We start from the raw sequence: 18,335 nt of genomic DNA, 5'->3' as shown, positions 1-18,335 counted from the left end.
CCGGCACCGCCGGCCAAGGAGAAACCCGATGAAGACCCTCATGACCACGCTCGGCGCCGCCTGCCTTGCCCTTGCCGCCTCCTTCGCCGGCGCCGCCGACAAGCCGACCGATCCCGAGATCGCCCATATCGCCTATAGCGCCGGGCTCATCGACGTGGAGGCCGCCAAGCTCGCTTTGTCGAAGACGAAGAATGCCGATGTGCTCGCCTTCGCCCAGTCGATGCAGAAGGACCACGAGGCCGTCAACGACATGGCCCTTGCCCTCGTCAAGAAGCTGAACGTGACGCCGCAGGACAACGCCACCAGCCAGGCCCTTGCCAGGGCCGCCGAGGACAAGCGCGCCGAACTCGCCAAGCTCGACGGCGCGGCCTTCGACAAGGCCTATATCAACAACGAGGTCACCTATCACGGCGAGGTCAACAAGGCGCTGGAAGCCCTGCTCATCCCCTCCGCGGAAAATGCCGAGCTGAAGAGCCTGCTCGAAACCGGCCTGAAACTCTTCCAGGGCCACCAGCAGCACGCCGAACATGTCGCGGCCGCCCTGAAATGACCATGCCCTCCCTCAGCCGGCGGCAGCTCCTTGCGACAGGCACAGCCGTCCTCGCCAGCCATGCGCTTGCCCGCGCCCATAACGGCACCGTGCACGTCGCCATCGAAAAACTCGCCTTCCTGCCCGCCGACATAAAGGTCAAGGCCGGCGAGACCATCGAATGGACCAACCGGGATCCCTTTTCCCACACCGCCACCGTCAAGGGCGGCTGGGACATCCTGATCCCGCCCGGCAAGACGATCACGCACGTTGCCACCGCTGACGACAGCGTCGCCTACTACTGCCGCTTCCACCCCAACATGAAGGGAACGATCACCATCATTGCCTGACACCCTGCGCGCCGGGTGCGAACAAAAGGCGCACCCGGCCGACATTTGCAGCAGGGCAACGCTTTCCCCGGAAGGCGTTGCTTCCCCCCATCATCCGGCCTGCCTCCTGCAAACCTCAGCCGTCCGCGCGATGCAGTGTTCAGACGGCAATAATATTTACGCCTCCTAATGAAGCTGCTACTGTGACGCCTTCATTTCAGGCACTGCAGCACATTCACCGTTGGTCTTTCCCTCGAGGAACTGGTCATGCTCGTGAAAACTTTGCTCGCGTACGCAACGCTGGCGCTCGGCCTGTGCCTTTCATGCGCCTCCGCCAGCGCATCCACCACGACGCAGGCGATCCCCGCCGATACCTGTCAGGAGATGGCGGCCGGCGGCTCCCAACCTCTCGACAGCGCACCGGAAGGCAAGGCCGGCAGGCTGGCGCTGGTGATCGGCAACGCGGCCTATGGCGGCGGCATCGCACCGCTGCGCAATCCGGCCCGGGATGCCGCCGCGGTGACGGATGTGCTGCAAAAACTGAACTTCACCGTCTTCGTGGCGCTGGACGCCCGCGGTGCGACCATCCGCGACTGTGTGTTGCGCATGCAATCCGCCCTGTCGCCCGACGATATCGCCCTGGTCTACTATTCCGGACACGGCATACAGATCGATGACCGCAACTACATCGTCGCGACGGATGCCGAGGCCGGCGGCGCCCTTTCCGATGCCTTCGTCTATATCGACGAGATCATCGATGGCGTGAAGGCGAAGTCCGCCTCCATCCTCGTTTTCCTTGACGCCTGTCGCAACAATCCGTTCGCGCGCGAGGACGCCCAGGGCCTGTCGGCATCAACCGGCCGCAGCCTCGCGCGGGGGCTGGCAAAGGTGGATGCCAACACGCCGGGCGCGAGACAGGAGGCGCGCGGGATTTTCGTCGCCTACTCCACGTCGCCCAACGCAACGGCCTCGGATGGCGAGGGAGACCTGAGCCCGTTCACAACAGCCTTTGTCACGGCCGTCAAGACGCCCGGTTTTTCCGTCCAACGCGCCCTCAGCGAGGTCTCCCGAAGCGTCGGCGAAGCGACGGACTGGTCCCAGACACCATGGATAAAATCGTCGCTCACCGCCGAAATCCTGCTGAACGGCACGATGACATTCGAGGACGCGCAGTCGGCCTCCGAAAACCACGCGGGAGCATCGAAAAGGCTTCTCGGGAGGGGCGATGTCGAGGGCGCGATCGTGGAGGCTTTCCGGGGCCTTCCGCAGAGCATCGACGACAGGACCGCGGAACAGTTTCCCTTTGCCTATCAGGCGCTGACGGCGGCCACGCGCTCGAGCAGCATCGTCCTTCCCGTTCCCGCGAACAACATCCACGTCGTGGTCGCCAATGTGGGTGGCGACCGGGCCGTCGTCGCCTCCGTCGACCGCGAATATCGTGGCGTCGGAAAAGGCACGCTGGAGATCTGGGACACCGGCACGAAGACGGTGATCGGCATTCTGGGCGAGGTGGGAACCGCGGTCCCCAGCGTAAAATTCTCGGCGGACGGATCCCGCGTTGCCGCCTATCTCGGCAAGGGGATCACCAAGGTCGCCGATGCGGCGACGGGCAAGACCATCTCCACCATCAAGCTTTCCGCAGACCATCTGGGCCCGGCCTATGGTGGCCTCAATCCCCCCGTCCTGGTGTTCAGCCCGGATGGCGCCGTTCTTGTCGGAACGCTCCACAAACAGGGTCTCGCCCTGGTGCAGGGCTGGGACGTGAACAGCGGCGCCAAGCGGTTTGAGTTCGACCTTGGAACGAAATGCAACGGACTGGCCAATACGGCGGGTTGGGCATTGACCCGGGGCTTTGCGGTCCTGAGTGCCGACGGCGCCTCCCTTTCGTTCGTCTGCACGAACACCTCTACCAATGTGCCCAAGCTGCTCGTCTTCGGGCACTGGTCGCTCGTGCAGGACAGCCTGGTCGGTTCTGGGGTCGTTCCGGTTTCGAAGGAGCTCTATCCGATAGCCTTCGGCTTCAGTGCGGATGGAACGCGGATGGTCGCCACGCAACTCGACAACGGCGGATCCTATGAAATCCTCCTGTTCGATACACAGACCGGACAACAGATCGGAAAGGTGGAGAAGGGTCTCTACGCCTCCTTCTCCCCGGCGGGCGATCTTTATTCCGTCGTCGGCCAGACAGGCGCCGCCATCTTTTCGGCAAAGGACGGCAGGCGCATCCGGGAGATGGCCGACTATGCCTACACCGTACCGGCGGCGTTTCGCGAACATGGGGAGAAGTTTGCCGACTACATCCTCCTCGACAACGACATGTCGACGCTGACGCATGACGTGTGGTGGCAGCCGCCGAATGGCCTTACCGTCGCGGACGCCGCACGCGCGCGGCTGACGGCCGAACAAAAGAACGAGGCCAAAGCCGGCGCCCTCGCCTACACCGAAATTCCATGAGGCCACGCACGCATACATTCCGAGGCAAAAACGCCTCTTCGAAAACAGGCGATCGGGACCGCGGCTGAACCGTTTTCGGATCGCTTGTTCCTGCCGGCGGGCAACATCCCCATCGGCCGACGGGGGGGATACCACGACCGTCAGCACGCCCCGCCCGAGCAGCCACTGGACGACCACATGGCATGGCAACCATCTCTTCCACGCCGTGGTCGCTTCCCGGCCGATACCGTCAAAGCTGATACCGCAACGTCTAGAGGATGAAATCGCTGGCTTTGAGGTCGATCACCCTGTCGAGAACGATGGTGAAATCGGCCTTGCCGTCTCCGTTGACGTCACCATGGATATACGTGTTGCCCGCCTTCGTCTCGTAGCGCAGTTCCCCGGCCTTCTTGTGGAATTTTTCATCGCCGATGAAATCGAAGGGCTGGTTCGCAGAACTCTTCGTGCTGGCATCGATAGCCTTCAGGTCGATCTTGTCGCCCTGGCTGCGGCTGAAATCGAGGATCGTGTCGCGGCCCGAGGAGGCAACCGTTGTTTCCTTGATGGACTTGAAGACGAACGTATCCGCACCGGAGCCCCCCGATAGTCTGTCCGCGCCCTGCCCGCCACAGAGCCTGTCGTTTCCAGCGCCGCCGTTCAGCTTGTCGTTGCCCGCCCCGCCATCGAGCGTGTTCCGGCCGGCATTGCCGGTCAGCGTGTTGGCAAGGCTGTTGCCGGTTCCGTTGATGTTGTCCCTGCCCTCCAGCGTCAGGTTCTCGATATGGCTGGACAGCGCGTGGCTGACGACGGACTTGACGAGGTCGATACCCTCATCCGCCTTCTCGACGACGACATCGCCCTTTCCGACGATATAGGTGTCGTTGCCCTCGCCGCCGACCAGGCGGTCCACGCCGCCCTTGCCGTCAAGCACGTCCTTGCCGGCATAGCCATAGAGAACATCGGCGCCCTTGCTGCCGTCCAGCCTGTCGTTGCCGTCCGTGCCCTTGACCACATCGGGCGAGACGCCACGGACGGTGACCTTGAGGTCGGCCTTGGCCGTGCCGCCGTGGCCGTCAGACACGGTGTAGCGGATGACGACCGTACGGCTCTCCCCTTCGGCAAGGTTCTGGTTCGGCGCGCTCGTCGGGTCGTAGACCAGGCGGCCGTTCTCGATCGAGACGGAACCGAAGCCCGAGCGCACGGAGGCGGAAACAAGGCTCAGCGCGTCGCCCTCCTCGTCCCGTGCGGCGGCCAGCACATCGACGGTCAGTTTCTTGTCTTCGGCCGTCGCGGCCGTGCCGTTGGAGGGCAGCTCCGGATCGTCGTTGACAGCGGTGACGGTAAGCGTGAAATCGACGAAGGCGGTTCTGGCGCTCCCGTCCGTCGCAGTCACGCGCACGGTGATGCCGCTCGCATCGCCCGTCGGCGGCGTTCCGGAAAAGGTCCGCGTCGCCGGATTGAACACCAGCCAGCTCGGCAGGGCGTTGCCGTTGGAGAGCTTTGCCGAATAGCTGAGCGTGTCGCCGGCATCGGCATCCGCGAACGTGTTGGCCGGCACGGTGTAGCTGAAGGCCCGGTCCTCCGTCGCCTGCTGCGCCGCGATCGTGCCCACCACCGTCGGCGCATCGTTGACGTTCTGCACCGTCAGGGTGAAATCGATGAAACCGACCGTCCGGTCTTCGTCGATCGCAAACAGGCGAATGGTGACCTCCCCGACATCGTCATTGTCGGGCGTGCCGGAAAAGGTCCGTGTCGCGGGATCGAAGGTGAGCCAGGCCGGAAGCGGGTCATGGTTCGTCAGAGACGCGGCATAGGTCATCGTGTCGCCGGCATCGACATCGATGAACGTATTGGCGGGAAGGGTAAGACTGAACGCCGTATCCTCGCTCGCCACCTGAGCAGCGATCGTCCCGTTCGGCTCCGGCGGATCGTTGACATTGTCGACCGTCAGCGTGAAATCGACGGAAACGCTTTCGCCGCCCCCATCGGTCGCGATGACGCGGATGCTGATCTCCCCGACATCGCCGTTCTCGGGCGTGCCGGAGAAGGTTCGGGTCTCGGGATCGAATTCCAGCCAGGCCGGCAGGTCGTCGCCATTGGCGAGCGTTGCCGTAAAGGTCAGCCGATCGAGCGCGTCGGCATCGGAGAAGGTGTTTGCGGCGAAGGTGAAGCTGAAGGCGCTGTCCTCCGTCGCCTGCTGCGCCGCGATCGTGTTGCCGACGGTCGGCGCATCGTTGCCGACCCAGAAGGTGCGCTGGTAGAGGCCGAGCCCGTCGCCGTCCTGCCCGGCGGATTGCCAGGTCACGACCCAGCCGCCGTCCGGCAGGGCGGTGACCTTGATGACCTTCTGGTCGCCCTCCGTTTCGCCGTTGACCCGCGTCTCGCCGCCAACCGGCTGCCCGTTGGCACCATAGACCTGCTGGTAGACACCCAAGCCGCTGCCATCCTGATTGGTCGACTCCCAGGTCACGACCCAGCCGCCGCCCGTCAGCGCGACGACGGAGTGAACATATTGCCAGCCCTCGACGGTCGTATTGACCATCGTTTCCGGGCCAAGCGCATCGCCGTTGGCGTCGTAGACCCTCTGGAAAAGGCCGTTGCTCGTCCCCGCGCTGGTGTCGTCGTCGCCGACCCACGACACGACCCAACCACCGCCTTCCAGAAGCGCCATCTGCACGAAGTTCTGCGGACCGTCACTGCCACGATTGATCTGCGTGACGGTGCCAGCGTTGCCATTTTCGTCATAGACCCGCTGATAGACCTCGCTGTTGAGCCCGCTTCCCGCGCTCCAGGCGACAATCCAGCCTCCGCCGGGGCGGACGATGACTTCATAGTACGGACCGTTGAGTGTCGACCCGCCCGTGTTCACGCCCTCGTTGGAACCGACCAGCGCACCATGCTCGTCAAAGACCTGCTGGTAGAGATTGTAGTCGCTTGCCACCCATGTCGCGACGAAGCCGCCGTTTGCGAGTGGTGTGACCTTGGCGTTCTCCCAGAAAAGGCTCGACGTCTGGGTATCGACGCGCATTGCCGGCATGACCGGGTTGCCGTCGGCGTCGAATGTCGCGACGTGAACGCCTTCCGAGATAAAATAATCGGTCGACCAGATAGCCGCCCAGCCGCCATCCGGCAGGGCGACGATCTGCGCATCCTGCGGCCTGCCGAATTGAACGGCAATCACCAGGCTGGGGCCTGCCGTTCCATCAGCCTGAAAGATTTGCGCCTGGAGGCTTTGATAGGAGATACCCCACATCGTCACCCAGCCGCCGTCGGTGAGCGCAACGACCTGCGGCGCCTCGAAATTTACGGCCGACCCGAGATCCGGACTGACCCGCGTCTCGGACCCGGCCGGCTCACCACGGGCGTCATAGGCCTGCTGGTAGATGTCATGGCCCTGCTGCCAGGTCACCACCCAGCCGCCATTGGAGAGTGCCGTGACGCTCTGCGCGGTCTGGTTCCCGCCGGTCGTGGTGTTGATCCGGCTTTCCGTCGTACTTCCAAACATAACGTTCCCCAAAATGTCATTCCCCTGCACAACGGGCGGCGCCAGTCCCGATGCCGGAAATCGTGTCCCCGCTGCCGTGGCGTCGTGTTGGCAACCAAAGCGTCCCGCGGGCGGGCGCTCGAAACCACGCTGTCGCTATCGACATTCGTCGGCCGCCGCCCTCGGCCAAGGCACGAATGCCGTTCCCCATTCCCGTGCGCGACATAGATAATCCCGCCGCCAGCGAAGGTCCTGATACGGCCGCCCCAGCTTTCTGAAATTTTCTGATTTTTTCTGAAACGACAGGCGAAGCGCTGAACTGGTCCCGCAAGTGCCCTCCTCCGGAGCCACGCTTCGGTGGTTTGCGGCCACGGCGGGTTCTCTTTGTTTGCGCTACAGCGCGGCGGACCGCTGCCTCCGTCAAGCAAACGGGCCGGCAGGATTTCGCCACGGCCCGCGCCATTCCTGACAAACACCGCGCCGGTAAGCCCGGCGATGGCGATGCGTCGGTTGCGCGCGCAAGGCTACCCCCGTGCGCAATCCAAATGCCATGGTGCGTCTTGATGAGGCCCTGGGAGCACTCGCTTGCGGAGTGTTATAATCGGACTGGGTGTGCTCGCAGGCCTCTTCACACACGAAGCCAGCATAGATGGAAAGAAAATATCGCTTAATTTTTCTAAAAGGAAAAAATGTGTTGCTATTTTTTTCTTAATTCCTATTCTCCCCTCATCGAGCCAGCCATACAAGAAGGACAGAATGCGCGCTGTATTGGACCGGATAGACAGGCACCTCACGAAACTGCTGTCGGACGACGGTCGTGACGGGGTCAATGATTTGGCGGAGCGTCTGGGCCTCAGTCCCCCGACCGTGCGGGCGCGCCTGAAATCCTTGATCGAGCGGAACCTGCTGAAGATCGTCGGCGTGCTGAACATATCGGAGCGGCCCGAACTCGTGTGCGCGATGGTTGGCATCCGCGCAAATGGCCATGGCCGGCTGAACGAGATTGCCAAAAAGATTTCCGAATTGCCCTATGTGGCCTCCGTCAGCCTCGTGACCGGCCGCTACGACATCATTGCCGAAGTGCTGTTCGAAGGGGACATGGACGAACTCTACCGGGTTACCAGCGAGCTGCTGCCCGGCCTGGAGGAACCAGGCGTGATCCGCAGCAGCGAAACCTTCGTGGTGATGAAATCACACAACAAATGGCTCAGCTTGCCGAAAGGCGTCTGGGACGACGAAATCGGCAGAGACGACCTCGCTGCAGATCCGGGCCGGGAGTGATGGGCGGCCTGTAGGAAGCAAAGGCCGGGAGGTCCGGTATTTCAATAAATGGGAGAGGATGAATGAGCAAACTCAATGCGTTTGTTCTGACGGCGACGCTTGCCGTCATGACACAGGCCGCAGGTGCAACTTCGGTCAATGCCGGCACGCTGGACGACATCATTGCACGCGGCGAATTGCGCGTCGCAGTGCAAACCCAGGGGCCTCCCTTCTCGTTCATGGACAAGAGCGGCAACAGGACCGGCAGCGCCATCGATCTGACAACGCTGATGGCAAAGGAGATGGGCGTCAAGGTCGTTTATCTCGACTTCGACTGGGACGGCCTGCTGCCGGCGCTGATGTCCGGCAAGGCAGACATGCTCGCTGCAGACATGACGCCGACGCTGGCGCGCGCAACCAAAGTCGGTTTTACCAAGCCTTTCATGTATGTTGGCGCTGTCGCCTTCAGCAAGGGCGACGGTGCGTTCAAGACCGTCGAGGATTGCAGGGCGCCCGGCACGACGATCGCGGTGCTCCTCGGTTCGACCGGCGAGAAACTCGCTCCGGTGGCATTCCCGCAAGGCCGGGTCAAATCGTTCAAGGGCTCGGGTACCCTGCTCCTGGACGCGGTCGCTTCAGGCCAGGCTGATTGCGGACTGAACGACAGCTCGGCCGTCGCGGCGCAAACGGCCACATACGGTGCCGGCACGTTCACGGTTTTTCCGGACCTCCTTTCCAAGGAACCGCTGGCCTATGCCGTGCGATATGACTCGATGGATCTCCTTACCTGGGCAAACCTGTTCATCGACAACACCACGCTCGACGGGCGGCTTCAGGAGAACCTCAACTATTGGGTAAACTCGGACAAGTGGAAAGCCGAGCACTAGAGTCCGTCAGCGTCGTACTGAATCTGACAGCTTCAGCGTTCTTTGTTTTCGTTTGTCTTCTCGGGCAAGCCGGATTCCACTTTTCCCTGACAAACTCTCGTTCCGAGCGCCGACATCACGGGCGGATGACTGCCCGTGATCGCGCGCCGCATCCTGCCTTGAAAATCGGTGCCATGTTTGGAAACCTGAATACGCGTGTGATGCTGGAATATCTGCCGGACATCTGGCAGGGTTTTCTCGCGACGCTCCTGTTGTCGGCTGCCGGTTTTGCCGGGGCCATTGTTCTCGGCATCATTGCCTGCACTCTCAGCATCCAGCCGCTGCGCTGGCTCAAATGGCCTGCCGTGGCCTATGTCGATGCAATTCGCGCGACACCGTTGTTGGCGCAGCTCTACTTTCTGTACTTCGGATTGCCCCGCCTCGGCATTCTGGTGCCGGAAATCGTGATCGGGGTCATCGCACTGTCCTTGAACTCCGGTGCCTACGTCGCCGAAATTGTCCGCTCGGGGATTCTCTCGATCCAGCGCGGGCAGATCGAGGCGGCGATGAGCACCGGGCTGACCTATCTGCAGCGCATGCGGTTGATTGTGCTTCCGCAAGCCGTGCGGCCCACGGTGTCGCCACTGATCGGCCAGGCCATCGTGCTGGTCAAGGACTCGTCCCTGCTGTCGCTCATCTCGGTGGTGGAGTTGACGCGCGCCGGGCAGATGATCGCCATCGATCGCTTCATGCCGGTCGAAGGCCTCGTTGCAACGGCACTTGCCTATCTCGTTTTGTACTACACCCTGAAAGCACTGGCGGGCCTTTGGGCACACCAGAGCCAGCATCCCGGCAAGGCCTGAGGGAGGAGCGGAGATGGTATGGTTCCAGATTGACCAGGCAATCGGCTACTGGCCCGTTTTGCTGAAGGGCATCGGCATGACGGTGTCGCTATCCGCGCTGAGCCTTGTCATAGGCGTTGCCGTCGGCTTCGCATTCGGCATCGTTCGCGCGGGATCGCAACGCTGGCTTTCGCAGCTGGTGGGTCTCTATGTGGATTTCTTTAGAGGCACGCCGTTCCTCGTCCAGGTGTTCCTCGTCTTTTTCATTCTGCCCGAAACGGGAATAGAATTGAGCGCCTTCTGGGCGGGCGTGGTCGCCCTGTCGAATGCCGCCGCCTGCTTCATCGGAGAGATCGTCGCATCAGGCATCAAAGCCGTACCGCCGGGGCAATCGGAAGCGGCGGCGGCCTCGGGTCTGACCCGCACCCAGCAGATGCGCCACGTCATCCTGCCGCAGGCCACCCGGATCGTGACCCCGTCCCTCGTCGGGCAGTTCGTGCTGTTGATCAAGGATTCGTCCGTCGTCTCCGCCATCGGCCTGCTGGATCTGACGCGGGCGGGCTGGGTGATGGTGCAGTCGATCCCCAACGGCCTTCTCGTCTTCGCGATCGTGGGCCTGTCGTACTTCGTGATCTGCTACCCGCTGATCTATCTGGCGCGCCGTATGGAAGGCCAGGACCAGCCCACGGCCCTGTGACGGGAATGCCATGACTGTCACGACCTTGTTCCCACTGGATATCACCCCATGATCGAGTTTCAATCTCTCAACAAATGGTATGGCCCCCTGCACGTCCTGAACGATGTCAATCTCAGCATTGGCAAGGGGGAGGTCGTCGTGGTCTGTGGCCCGTCCGGTTCGGGTAAAAGCACGCTGATCAGATGCGTCAATGGCCTGGAGACGTTTCAAAAAGGCGGCCTGACCGTCGATGGCGCAAGGCTCGGCACCCCTGAAACGCGGTTGCGCAATCTGCGGATGGAGGTCGGTTTCGTGTTCCAGCAGTTCAACCTGTATCCGCACAAAACTGCCCTGGAGAATGTGGTCCTCGCGCCGATCCACGTGCGCAAGCTTCCCAGAGCCGAGGCTGAGGCGCGCGGCCGGGCCCTGCTGGAAAAGGTCGGCCTCGGCGACAAGATGGGCAACTATCCCCATCAGCTCTCCGGCGGCCAGCAGCAACGGGTCGCTATCGTCAGGTCGCTGGCGATGCAGCCCAAAATCATGCTGTTCGATGAGCCGACCTCTGCGCTGGACCCCGAGATGATCAATGAAGTGCTGGATGTGATGGTGTCGCTCGCGCGGGAAGGCATGACGATGATGGTCGTGACTCACGAAATGGGTTTCGCCCGGCGGGTGGCCGATCGGGTCATCTTCATGGATCGCGGCGCCATCGTCGAAGCTGCGAAACCAGAGATATTCTTCACCGCGCCGCAAAACGACCGGACGCGGGATTTCCTCGGCAAGATCCTGCAGCACTAGGGTCGAAACCCTGTCAATTCGGGTGGGATGTTCCATGCAAACGCGTGTGAATGAAACTGCGCCTTTGGCGATTGCCATCGTTGGCGCGGGCATCGTTGGATGCGCGACCGCTTTCGCCCTGGCCCTCGACGGCCACAGGGTGACAGTGTTCGATCCTGACCTGCCGGGAGCCGGCACCTCCTCCGGCAATGCAGGCGGCATTGTTACCGGCTCCGTGACGCCGACTGCGACGCCGGATGTCCTGCGTGCCCTTCCGTCCTATCTGCTGGATCGGTCTTCCCCCGCGGTCCTTCGCATGCGCCATTCGATTCGCGTGCTGCCTTGGCTTGTGCGCTTCATCCGCGCCGCCAGGCCGGCCGAGGTCGATCGGATCTCGGCGGCACTCCATCCGCTCGTCTCGCAGTCCCTTGCCGCGCATCAAACCCTCGCATCGCGATGCGGTGCCCAGTCGTTGATTGGCCAGGAGGGTTGGTTGAAGGTCTATGGCTCGCAACAGGAGTTCGAGACCACCGCGCTGGATCGCCGTCTGATGGATCGTTTTGGGGTTCGCTACACGATTCTCGACCGCAAGGCCCTGACCGATCTGGAGCCAAACCTCGACCCCTCCCTTTGCCTGGTCGGGCTTCATCAATTCGAGAGCGGCTTCGTGCGCAACCCCGGGGCCCTGGCCAACGCCTATCTTGAAGGCGCGTCGCGATTGGGTGCCGTGCATTTGCGCCGGCATGTCAAAGGCGTTGCACGCGGACCTCAAGCGGGCACCACAGTCCATGCCGAGGACGGGGTGCGCAGTTTCGATCGTTTGGTCATTGCGGCAGGGGCCTGGTCGGCCAATTTGGTGCGGCAGGTCGGCGACCGCGTAAGCCTGGATACCGAGCGCGGATACCACATCGCATTCGGAGAAGAGACGGGCCGGCTGTTGCGCGGTCCGGTGGTAATCCCACGCTTGTCGCTGGTGCTTTCGCCGATGCACGACGGGGTTCGCCTGGTAAGCGGCGATGAACTCGCCGGGCTGAAGGCGCCGCCGAACTATTCCCGGATACGGGCACTCATCCCGTCGGCCAGGAGCGCTCTTCCCGCCTTGAAAGACAGAATGCCCGTGACCGAGTGGATGGGTTTCCGGCCATCCACACCAGACTCGCTGCCCGTAATCGGCCCGTCACCTCGCAACCCCGATGTTTTCTATGCATTCGGCCATGGCCATCTCGGATTGACGATGGCCGCACGCACGGCGGAACTGGTGCGCGACGGCATGACGGACCGTCGTTCGAAGCCGCAACTGGCGCCCTATCTGATCGACCGCTTTGGCTGAGTGCCGATTTGTGCCCGAAGCCGGTTCGCAGGCCAGTTCCCTCCATGGGTTTGCGCCCGCGGCCGGCAGCAGGAAACGGATCTCGCAGGGTGCCGCCGGTGGAGGCCGACTGCCTTCGTCTACATTTCGGAAAAAATGTGCTTCAGGTTCCGCCCCAGCGTCACGGTCCGCGCGACCATCAGCACGATCATCCCCATCCAAAGACCGTGGTTGCCCCAGATCTGCTGGAGGCCATAGGCCGACACGAGGAAGATGGCTGTCGAAATGAACATGCTGTTGCGCAGGTCCCGCGTGCGGATCGCACCGATGAACACGCCGTCGAGCATGTAGCCGAAAACCGAGATGAGAGGCAGGGCGATGACGTAGGGCAGGAACTGGATAGCTGTGGCGCGCACGTCCTCCTGATTGGTCAGAAGTGCGATGATCTGCGAACCCGCCACGGCATAACAAAGCGAAAACAGGAGGGCGACCAGCCCCGACCAAAGGAATGCGGCCCTGATCACCCGGCGCAGCGCTTCCCGGCGACGTGCGCCGATCGCCGAGCCGACGAGCGTTTCCGTGGCATGCGCAAAGCCGTCGAGACCGTAGGACGTGATGCCGTGGAGGTTCAGGAGAACCGCGTTGGCGGCCAGGATGGCATCGCCTTCCGCAGCGCCGCTGCGGGCGAACCAGCCGAAGCAGATCAGGAGAAGCAGACTGCGCAGGAATATGTCGCGATTGACCGCGACCAGCCGGCGAAAGGCGGCTCCATCCAGCAGGTCCCGCCACGCCAGCGCAGGATTTGCCCTGAATGGCCGAACGATGGCCAGACCGATGATGAAGGCTGCCCACTCGGCAAGAGCGGTGCCGGCGCCGATACCGGCAACGCCCCAGTCGAAGACGAGGACGAGCGCCAGCGTCGCGGCCAGGTTGATCACGTTGAGGGCGATCTGAAGGGCAAGCGAAATCATCACGCGCTGGCGACCGAGGAGATAACCGAGCAGGACGAAGTTCCCAAGAGATGCAGGCGCCGACCAGATTCGGGCAAAGGCATATGCGGCGGCACTCTCGTAGACCGCCTCGCTTCCACCGAGAAGGGCAAGCCCGGTCTCGATGATCGGCTTCTGCAACAGGACGATGGCCCCGCCACCGGCCGCGGCGACGAGAAGGGCCCGCAGCAGGTGCTTGCGCACGAGGGCGCTGTCATCCGCGCCCCAGGCCTGGGCGACCAGACCGGTCGTCGCCATCCGCAGGAAGCTGAAGCTCCAGAAGAGGAAATTGAACAGCACGCCGCCCAGCGCCACGCCGCCCAGGAACCACGGCCCGGGAAGATGCCCCGCCACCATCGTATCGACCAGCGACAATACCGGCTGCGCCAGATTGGCCAGAATGATGGGAAGCGCCAGGGTGAGCATCCGGCGGTTCCAGTTTTCGTGTTGGTCGACAGGTAACGGAATGTTCATTGTTCGAAGGCCCCGGCGGAAACCAAACAGCGGCCGCGTCCGCCTGACCTGATGTCATCGCAATTTCGTGTGCCGGCGTTTCCGATCCGGCCCGCCGGCACGGTTTTCCGCGCTTACCAATCCATGACGACCTTGCCCGAACTGCCCGTGCGCATCGCCTCGAACCCTGCCTGATAGTCGTCGATGGCAATCCGGTGGGTGATCAGGCCGGAAACATCCAGGGGACCCTGAACCAGGGCGATCATCTTGTACCAGGTCTCGTACATCTCGCGGCCGTAGATGCCTTTGAGGTGCAGCATCTTGAAGATGACCTTGTTCCAGTCGATCTCGAATCCGGTCGGGGCGATGCCGAGAATGGCGATCTTGCCGCCATTGTTCATCGTGTCGATCATGTCGCGGAAGGCCGGTGCCGCGCCCGACATCTCGAGGCCGACGTCGAAACCTTCCGTCATGCCGATGGTCGGCATCACGTCCTTGAGCTTTTCCCGCGACGCATCGACGACGTAGCGCACGCCCATCTTGCGGGCGAGTTCCAGGCGGACCGGATTGATATCGGTGATGACGACCTTCCGCGCACCGGCACATTGGGCGACCAACGCCCCCATGATGCCGATCGGCCCTGCACCGGTGACGAGCACGTCCTCGCCGACGAGATCGAAGGACAGCGCGGTGTGCACGGCATTGCCGAGCGGATCGAAGATCGCGGCGATCTCATCCGGAACGTCATCCGGGATCGGCACGACATTCTCCTGCGGTATCGCAAGATATTCGGCAAAGGCGCCCGGCCGGTTGACGCCGACGCCCAGCGTGTTGCGGCACAGGTGCCCGCGGCCCGCACGGCAGTTGCGGCAATGGCCGCAGACGATGTGCCCCTCGCCCGAAACCCGTTGCCCGACCTTGTACTGGGTGACAGCCGACCCGAAATCCGCGATCGTGCCGACGAATTCGTGGCCCGTCACCATCTGGACCGGAACGGTCTTCTGCGCCCACTGGTCCCAGTTGTAGATGTGGACATCGGTCCCGCAGATCGCGGTCTTCCGGATCTTGATCAGGACGTCGTTCGGGCCGATGTCCGGAACGGGAACCTCCTCCATCCAGATTCCCGGCTCGGACTTCGCCTTCACCAGCGCTCGCATTGTGTTCGACATGTGTTCGTCTCAGCCCTTCGTGGCTCACGCCGCCCCGCAAACGGGGCCGTATCTGTTTCAGAATGGGCCGGCAGCACCGCCGCTTCCGGAAGGCGGCTGCCGGCAACCTGCCGTTTATCCGATCACGCCGAGCTCACGCCCGACCTCCGCGAAGACGTCGATGGCCTTGCGGACATCCGCCTCGCCGTGCGCCGCCGACATCTGGGTGCGGATGCGTGCCTGGCCGCGCGGCACGACCGGGAAGGAAAAGCCGATCACATAGACGCCCCGCGCCAGCATGCGCGAGGCCATCTCCTGCGCCAGCGCCGCATCCCCCAGCATGACCGGGATGATCGGATGCCCCTCGCCCGCAAGCGTGAAACCGAGCCTGGTCATCTCCGTGCGGAACAGATCCGCATTGGCATAGAGCCGCCGCCGCAGCGCATCGCCATTGTCGATCAGGTCGAACACCTTCAGCGAGGCCGCCGCGATGACAGGGGCCAGCGTGTTGGAAAAGAGATAGGGCCGCGAGCGCTGGCGCAGCCACTCCACCACTTCCCTGCGGCCCGACGTATAGCCGCCGGACGCCCCGCCCAGCGCCTTGCCCAGCGTGCCGGTGATGATGTCGATGCGCCCTTCCACGCCGCAATGTTCGGCCGAGCCGCGGCCGTGCCTGCCGACGAAACCCACCGCATGGCTGTCGTCCACCATGACCATGGCGCCGTATCTTTCCGCAAGGTCGCAGACGCCGCCGAGATTGGCGATGATGCCGTCCATGGAAAAGACGCCGTCGGTGGCGATCATCTTGAAGCGGCTGCCTTCCGCCTTCTTCAGTTCCTCCTCCAGCGCCGCCATGTCGTTGTTGGCATAGCGGAAGCGCTTCGCCTTGGAGAGGCGCACGCCGTCGATGATCGAGGCATGGTTCAAGGCATCGGAGATGATGGCGTCCTCTTCGCCGAGCAGGGTCTCGAAGAGACCGCCATTGGCATCGAAGCAGGAGGAATAGAGGATGGTGTCCTCCAGCCCGAGGAAGGACGAGATGCGGGCCTCGAGTTCCTTGTGCTCCTCCTGCGTGCCGCAGATGAAGCGCACCGAGGCCATGCCGTAGCCGTAGCGGTCGAGCGCCTTCTTGCCGGCCTCGGCCAGTTCCGCGTTGTCGGCAAGGCCGAGATAGTTGTTGGCGCAGAAGTTCAGCACGCGCTCACCCGAGGCAACGGCGATCTCGGCGGCCTGCCTGGAGGTGATCACCCGCTCGGCCTTGTAAAGGCCCGCGGTTTTGAGAGCATCAATTTCCTGGGAGAGATGGGACAAAAAGGCGGTGTTCATGGGGAGTAAAGACCTCGTTCCAGCATCGGCCCCTTGCGGCACGGCATCGGATATCATGGTGGCAAGCGGAAGGGAGCACGGTGCCGTTCGCCGGCATCATGCTCCCTTTGTCCGCCACGGACGCATGGCCGTGGCGGGCAGATGAAGGCGGCCGTCAGGCGGCTGCCGGGAACCCGTCGCGGCACAGACCCTTGAGCTCGTCCAGCGACATCGCATCGAGATCGAGGGCGTTGAGAAGGTCGTTCTCTGCGGTGAAATCTCGGCCGTACATCGACGAGAAAATACGAACGCCGGCTTCATGCAGGTCCGCGGGATGGCCCGCGAGACGCCCGATCTTCGCCGTCATGACGAGACCGAAGGGAACGTCCTCCGTCACATAGCGGCTGTCGGCGGTGGTGGGACCGCTGCCGCCATTGCCGGCCGCGTGCATCTCCTGGTTCATCTGGGAGATGGAGTTGACCGGCACATGGAACGACAGGTGGAAATGCTGGAAGATATCGCGCACTTCCAGGCCGAGCTTCGTGGCGATGGCGATGCGCTCCTTGTCGAGGTCTTCGAGGAGACGACCGACATTCGGCGTGACATTCTGCCCCTGGCTCCACGTCTCGCCGCGCTCCATGCGGGTCATGTTGCCGAGCGCAATGCCCATATGGTTCTGCGGATTGAGGTTGGAGAGCGCAATCGCCAGCAGACTGCCCCGGTCGCGGAAACGATCGCCGAACAGGGACCGGCAGACGGAGAGCCCCACGTCGCTGGCAGAGGCCGGCACCGTCGCGAGATCGACCTGCTTGCGGATCGTGTTCACATTGACGGAGGTCTGGCTCAACTGCCGGCCCGAGACGGCGGTGGTGCCCCATGCGACAATCGGGATGACGATGCCGCGCGCGGCCAGCAGGCGGGAGAGATACAGCGCGCCGAACGACGCATGCGAGCTGAAGATGACGATCTGCGAGGAGGTGATGTGCGGGGCAATGGCGTCCAGCACGGTCTTGTGGCCATAGGCAGGCAGGGCGATGACGAGCGCTTCTGCCCCCGCGACCAGCTCCGCTGCGCTGGTTGCGACAGCAGGGTGGAAGGTGCCCTGGATCGCACCTTCCGCGACAAGCGCTTCACCGCTGGCAAGCGCGCGCGTGCGTTCGCCGGAAGGCGACCACAGCGTCACCTCGTGTCCCTGCTGCTCGACGAGTGCCGCCGTGCCAAAAGCGATCGAACCCGCTCCGACAATTCCTGTCCGCATCGATAATTCCTTTCTGCTTAATCATGGTTTCGGCCGTGGGGCCGATCGTTACTTCGGGCGTGTCGATGCCCTCGGCGTGTGCGGCCCGACATCACCGGACGCCACGACGAGAAACGCACCGGCTCCCACAGCGCCGACGCTTGTCAGTGAATGCGGCACGTCGGCGGCATAGCGCGCCGTCTCGCCGGCGCGCACGATCATGGTGTTTCCAGCGCTGCGCACGATAATCTCGCCCTTGGTGCAGTGCAGATGCTCGACGGTTCCGGTTTCGTGCGGGTCGCTCACCAGCTCCCCCTCGGCCTCGAAACTCAGGAGATACCACTCGATCAGCGACACCATGCTGGCCGGCGACAGGATCTGCAGCGTGCACGTTCCGTCCGCGCTGCGGATGGTCGGCGTCAGATTGCCCGGCTGCAGGTCGATGACGGAGCCGCTGCGCTCCTCGCTTGCGCCGCTGACCAGACTGTTGAGGTCGATCTTGAGCGCGCGTGTCAGGTGCCACAGGGTGCCGTAGGTCGGGTTGGCATTGCCGCGTTCTATTTCCGACAGCATCGAGCGCGAAACGCCCGACAGGGCCGCCAGTTCGGCAAGGGTCAGATTCAGCTCCTTGCGATAGGCCTGCAGGCGCGGTCCGATTTCGGGCGGATTGATCGAAAGCATGCACTGTCCCCCTCTGG

15 protein-coding genes are annotated in these 18,335 nt (G+C 63.1%); 9 read left to right on the top strand and 6 right to left on the bottom strand.

What is annotated here, in order from left to right; all coding sequences use genetic code 11:
• Positions 1-28 precede the first annotated feature (28 nt).
• From P9A16_RS04060 to P9A16_RS04050, 3 genes are all read left to right on the top strand, one after another.
• On the top strand, positions 29-550 hold the full coding sequence (locus P9A16_RS04060) for a DUF4142 domain-containing protein (RefSeq protein WP_023513153.1): 522 nt from the start codon (positions 29-31) through the stop codon (positions 548-550).
• A 2-nt stretch (positions 551-552) separates the two neighbouring features.
• A complete protein-coding gene (locus P9A16_RS04055; protein ID WP_037406927.1) occupies positions 553-879 on the top strand; it encodes a cupredoxin domain-containing protein in 327 nt (108 codons plus the stop codon).
• A gap of 246 nt (positions 880-1,125) precedes the next feature.
• Positions 1,126-3,312, top strand: coding sequence for a caspase family protein (locus P9A16_RS04050; RefSeq protein WP_023516115.1), 2,187 nt, complete (start codon positions 1,126-1,128; stop codon positions 3,310-3,312).
• 250 nt (positions 3,313-3,562) lie between these two features.
• On the opposite strand, the gene P9A16_RS04045 is transcribed toward P9A16_RS04050, so the two are convergent.
• Positions 3,563-6,796, bottom strand: coding sequence for a putative Ig domain-containing protein (locus P9A16_RS04045; RefSeq protein ID WP_023512379.1), 3,234 nt, complete (start codon positions 6,794-6,796; stop codon positions 3,563-3,565).
• A 735-nt stretch (positions 6,797-7,531) separates the two neighbouring features.
• Here P9A16_RS04045 and P9A16_RS04040 point away from each other — a divergent pair.
• The 6 genes from P9A16_RS04040 (at position 7,532) to P9A16_RS04015 (ending at position 12,526) form a co-directional block, all read left to right on the top strand.
• A complete protein-coding gene (locus tag P9A16_RS04040; RefSeq protein WP_023516600.1) occupies positions 7,532-8,056 on the top strand; it encodes an Lrp/AsnC family transcriptional regulator in 525 nt (174 codons plus the stop codon).
• Between the two features lie 62 nt (positions 8,057-8,118).
• Positions 8,119-8,922 (top strand): ABC transporter substrate-binding protein, encoded by an 804-nt coding sequence (locus P9A16_RS04035; protein WP_024270489.1) that lies wholly within the window; start codon positions 8,119-8,121, stop codon positions 8,920-8,922.
• Between the two features lie 125 nt (positions 8,923-9,047).
• A complete protein-coding gene (locus tag P9A16_RS04030) occupies positions 9,048-9,764 on the top strand; it encodes an amino acid ABC transporter permease (protein ID WP_245290220.1) in 717 nt (238 codons plus the stop codon).
• Positions 9,765-9,777: 13 nt separating this feature from the next.
• Positions 9,778-10,440 (top strand): amino acid ABC transporter permease, encoded by a 663-nt coding sequence (locus tag P9A16_RS04025; protein ID WP_024270491.1) that lies wholly within the window; start codon positions 9,778-9,780, stop codon positions 10,438-10,440.
• Between the two features lie 48 nt (positions 10,441-10,488).
• A complete protein-coding gene (locus P9A16_RS04020; RefSeq protein ID WP_024270492.1) occupies positions 10,489-11,217 on the top strand; it encodes an amino acid ABC transporter ATP-binding protein in 729 nt (242 codons plus the stop codon).
• Positions 11,218-11,251: 34 nt separating this feature from the next.
• A complete protein-coding gene (locus P9A16_RS04015) occupies positions 11,252-12,526 on the top strand; it encodes an NAD(P)/FAD-dependent oxidoreductase (RefSeq protein WP_024270493.1) in 1,275 nt (424 codons plus the stop codon).
• A 119-nt stretch (positions 12,527-12,645) separates the two neighbouring features.
• On the opposite strand, the gene P9A16_RS04010 is transcribed toward P9A16_RS04015, so the two are convergent.
• From P9A16_RS04010 to P9A16_RS03990, 5 genes are all read right to left on the bottom strand, one after another.
• Complete coding sequence (locus P9A16_RS04010; RefSeq protein WP_024270494.1) at positions 12,646-13,920, bottom strand: MATE family efflux transporter; 1,275 nt, start codon at positions 13,918-13,920, stop codon at positions 12,646-12,648.
• Positions 13,921-14,081: 161 nt separating this feature from the next.
• Positions 14,082-15,116: an L-threonine 3-dehydrogenase gene (gene tdh / locus P9A16_RS04005; protein WP_024270495.1), complete on the bottom strand. Its 1,035-nt coding sequence runs from the start codon at positions 15,114-15,116 to the stop codon at positions 14,082-14,084.
• A 114-nt stretch (positions 15,117-15,230) separates the two neighbouring features.
• Entirely contained in the window at positions 15,231-16,421 is a 1,191-nt protein-coding gene (locus P9A16_RS04000) for a glycine C-acetyltransferase (RefSeq protein WP_278025555.1), read from the bottom strand.
• A gap of 154 nt (positions 16,422-16,575) precedes the next feature.
• Complete coding sequence (locus P9A16_RS03995) at positions 16,576-17,658, bottom strand: NAD/NADP octopine/nopaline dehydrogenase family protein (protein WP_023516847.1); 1,083 nt, start codon at positions 17,656-17,658, stop codon at positions 16,576-16,578.
• 48 nt (positions 17,659-17,706) lie between these two features.
• Positions 17,707-18,318 (bottom strand): helix-turn-helix domain-containing protein, encoded by a 612-nt coding sequence (locus P9A16_RS03990; RefSeq protein WP_023516848.1) that lies wholly within the window; start codon positions 18,316-18,318, stop codon positions 17,707-17,709.
• Positions 18,319-18,335 lie beyond the last annotated feature (17 nt).

This window comes from Shinella sp. 838 (assembly GCF_029623935.1).
Classification (GTDB): Bacteria; Pseudomonadota; Alphaproteobacteria; order Rhizobiales; family Rhizobiaceae; genus Shinella.
The sequence above is the reverse complement of the archived record's forward strand: the minus strand, read 5'-3'. Positions and strand labels throughout refer to the sequence as shown.